The sequence below is a fragment of the Dyadobacter sp. genome (assembly GCF_051859145.1).
Lineage (GTDB): Bacteria > Bacteroidota > Bacteroidia > Cytophagales > Spirosomataceae > Dyadobacter.
In genome coordinates, this window is record NZ_JBHYGF010000099.1 from 7,056 (window position 1) to 11,009 (window position 3,954).

At 45.7% G+C, this 3,954-nt stretch carries 3 protein-coding genes; 1 reads left to right on the forward strand and 2 read right to left on the reverse strand.

The annotated features are described in order from the left end of the window. On the reverse strand, nt 1-2,320 hold a 2,320-nt coding region (locus ACTIE6_RS07315), incomplete at its 3' end, for a TonB-dependent receptor domain-containing protein (RefSeq protein ID WP_439556013.1). Continuing rightward, a complete protein-coding gene (locus ACTIE6_RS07320) occupies nt 2,317-3,042 on the reverse strand; it encodes a hypothetical protein (RefSeq protein WP_439556014.1) in 726 nt (241 codons plus the stop codon). The genes ACTIE6_RS07315 and ACTIE6_RS07320, both read right to left, overlap by 4 nt. A 248-nt stretch (nt 3,043-3,290) precedes the next feature. Here ACTIE6_RS07320 and ACTIE6_RS07325 point away from each other — a divergent pair. Next, the coding region (locus ACTIE6_RS07325; RefSeq protein ID WP_439556015.1) for an NAD-dependent epimerase/dehydratase family protein at nt 3,291-3,954 on the forward strand (664 nt) is incomplete at its 3' end.

The window sequence follows — 3,954 nt, forward strand, 5'->3', positions numbered from 1 at the left end:
GCAACAATGTCCGGGCATAAGTATAGCCCAGCCAGCCATTCAGCTTACCTGTCATTTTTTTGATCATGAATTCGACACCATACGCTTTTGCTTTTGTATTGAGCACGGCGGCTTCGATATTATGATTCATGATCAGCGAATCACCTCCTTTATAATCAAGGAAATTCTGGATGTTTTTGTAATAACCTTCCAGGGATACCTCTATCTTATTACCCCTGAAATTACGGTAAAGTCCGACTGATATCTGGTCTCCGACCTGCGGCTTGATATATTGATCGCTCAGCTTCCAGATATCCGTCGGCGAAACGGTCATGGTATTGGTAAGCAAATGAATGTACTGCCGCAGCGTGTTGTAGCTTACTTTAAGGGACAGGTTATCAAAGACACTGTAACGCACGGAAGCACGGTACTCCGGCCCGCCGTAAGTTTTGATATTTTCACCCGATTTATACTGTTTTACGCCGTTCTGATAAATGTATTCGATCGGAAGGCCGGGTACATAAGTGTTTACGTTTCTTGGACCGAGATATTGGAAAAGCGAATAACGGATACCTGCCGAAATAGAAAGGCGTGGACTGACCTCGAATTTGTCTTCCAGGTACAATGCGCTTTCAACAGCCTGCTCAGCTTCCAGCTCATCGGGCACGATCAGTGACTCTGCGGTAGCAGGTTTGAATGAGCCCGGATGCAGCTTATAGTAAATGCTGCTGAGCCCGAATTCGAGGGTATGCCGCGGATTGAGGTTATAGCTGAAATCCGCCTTGAAGTTGGATTGGTTAATGTCAAATTTCAGATCAAATGCATTTAGCGGCAACCCTTTCGCATTCATTGCATACTGGTACTTGCTGTGCGAGGCAGTGAATACACTGTACAGCTTTGAATTGAATGTATGCTTCCATTTCAAGGAAGCCAGCTGGTTTTGATAAGTATATAAGGTATCCCCAAACAACCTGAACCGGTCGTCGCTTGTGTAGCCTGTGAGGAACAAGCTGTTTTTCTCATTGATTTCGTGGCTGACGTGCAGGTTGATATCGTAAAATGAGGCTGAGCTTTTGTTATAGTTCTCGTTATCCAGCGCCTTGATCACCCAGTTGGAGTAAGTAGAGCGGCCACCGAGTAAAAATGACGTTTTATCCTTCACGATCGGCCCTTCCAATGTGAGCCGGCCAGTCACCAACCCTATCCCGCCTGAGGCAACGAATTTCTTTTTGTTACCATCACGACTATTGATATCCAATACAGACGAAAGCCGGCCGCCGAACCTGGCCGGGATGGTACTTTTATACAACTCTACATCTTTCAGTACGTCGGGATTGAATGCAGAGAAGAAGCCGAATAGGTGGGACGGATTATAGATCACAGCATCGTTGTACTGGATCAGGTTCTGGTCGGTGGAGCCGCCGCGTACATTCAACCCGGTACTATTCTCCCCTACCGATTTAATGCCCGGCAATGTGAGTATAGTGCGGAGCAAATCCGTCTCTCCAAAAACTGTTGGTACCTGTTTGAGGTTTTTAATGGTGAGCTTTACCGTTCCCATTTGCGTACCTACCACGTTCCTGTCCATTCCGGCTTTTACCGAAACTTCTTTCAGCGCCACCACGCTTTCACGCATTTCTATATCCAGCTTACCGTCGGAATACAGCATTACCTGGCGTTGCGTTTCCCGCATTCCGGTGCTCCGGATCCTGACTACCTGCTTGCCGCGCGGGATAGTCAATGAATAGAAGCCAAGCGCGTCTGTTGTAACACCAATGGAAGGAGAAGCAATAAAAACAGCCGCGCCGATGACAGGCTCGCCGGTAACCGCATTTCTTACATATCCTGTAATAGTAGAATTGCCAGGCGTAATGCGATGTTTTCTTATTCCGATTTCGTGCAGCTTGCTTTCTGCGGTAGAAAGCAGCTTTTCTTTCGCATCGTCACCCGGGCCGGCGTAGGTAATGGAATCATTTTCACTGCCTTTATCAGGCTCGAACAATCCGGGTGTGAGCTGGGTAATGATCCGTGGTCCCTGGGTAATATATATCCGCTTTTGCGCGTCAATTGCATATTCGAATTCCGATCCCCTGAAAACCTGGTCAAGCACTTCGCGGATTGTCAGGTTATTTACATTCAGATCGAGTGTAAGACTGTCGAACTTGCTGGCATCGTAATAAAAGTAGTATCCCGTTTGCGCTTCGACGACCTGCACGAATTCGCCAAAACGGGCAGAATCCAGCTTTACGGTGATTTTCTTCTCGGCTACATTTTGCGCCCGGCTAATACCTGGAAAGAACGAAAGACTGAGGAGAAAAATAAATGGTAAAAGTTTCTTCATGGCTTGGCTAATTCATCGTGAACGGCGGCCATCTTGGCAATGGCCAGATCTTTTTGCTTCCGGAACTTGATATGCCCGTCCCTCAGCACTTTGCGCAATTCCTTTTTATGTTCAGGAAACAGATTGAAAACCGACTTTTTTGTTTGAGCGCTGTGGTATTTTCCGTCTTTAAGAATATAAAAGAAGTTCTTCTGCGGATACAGCGAAATCACCTTTTTATCGACGATTTTCTCCTGCCTTTGTTTAGCCCGACGCGCTACTGCCCGTGACTTACCATCGTAAATGACATCGTAAAAGCCGGTACGCATTTGTGCCGTGATATCCTTCCCTGCTTCGAGGCGAACAAAACTGTGATTATTTAGTAAAAAGAAGTCGACTTTTTCCGATTGCAGCAGCAGGTGATCTCCATTAAAATGTTTGATCACCAACTCGTCTTTGAAAATATCGTACAGCATTGGAATGCTATCAAACTGCTGATTATCATAGCGGACAACGCCTTTCATCCATTTTCTTGTATCAAAAAACTGGTGTTCCTCGTTCCTCGGATCGTAGAGGTAATACTGGCGGCCGTTATACAAATTTTGCGAGAAGGCGGTCGCTTCTTTATATATGGAAACGGGATAGGAAGCAGAGTCTGCCGCGGTATTTACCCGGGCAATCTGCCCAAAGGAAGTACCGGTAACACATAGAAATAAAAGACAGAAGAAGGAAAAGTTCGACATGCACGGAATTTTTTATAATAATACTATAAAAACCTGTGTAATTGCTGCGCTTCGAAATGTATCTACTTCAAAGATGTTATCGGAAGTTACATACTTCATTGAAGCAGAATTTATTTATTCTCCGGCAATTAGCTACTTAGCTTACCTATTTCCATAGAAAACTAAGTCAGCTTGCTAACCGTTTTTCGGGAATGTCCTAACTTTGGTCTTATCTGAATCCACACATTCTTCCAATTCAAATACACTTTATGAAAATCTTAATTACCGGAGGAGCAGGCTTTGTCGGATCGTCGCTGGCCATTTCTTTGAAAATGAATTATCCGCATTACGAAGTATTTGCGCTCGATAACCTGAAACGCCGGGGCTCTGAACTGAATATCAGCCGCTTGAAAAAGCACGGAGTGGAATTCGTCCATGGGGATATACGTAATAAGGAAGACTTCGACGCTATTCCCGCAGTGGACACGGTGATCGAAGCCTCTGCCGAACCTTCGGTACTCGCTGGACTTGACGGAACACCTGATTACCTGATCAACACCAACCTGGTGGGCACTGTCAACTGCCTCAACTATGCATTAAAGCACAAGGCAGGCTTTATTTTCCTTTCTACCAGCCGGGTATATCCGATCAAAACCATTGAAACGCTGAATTTCGTTGAGGAAGAAACGAGGTTTGCATTGTCTGACGAGCAGCCTGTTCCGGGCGTATCGTCAAAAGGGATAGCCGAAGATTTCCCGTTAAATGGCGCGCGATCTCTTTATGGGACCACAAAGCTCGCTTCCGAGCTGATTATTCAGGAATACAATGAATTTTATAATCTTAAAACCGTCATCAACCGCTGCGGCGTGATTACTGGTCCGTGGCAAATGGGCAAGGTTGATCAGGGCGTAATGGTGTTATGGATCGCCAAAC

Coding starts and splice junctions, on each gene's coding strand:
- ACTIE6_RS07320 (WP_439556014.1), bottom strand. CDS start 3,042: ATGTCGAACTTTTCCTTCTTCTGTCTTTTATTTCTATGTGTTACCGGT.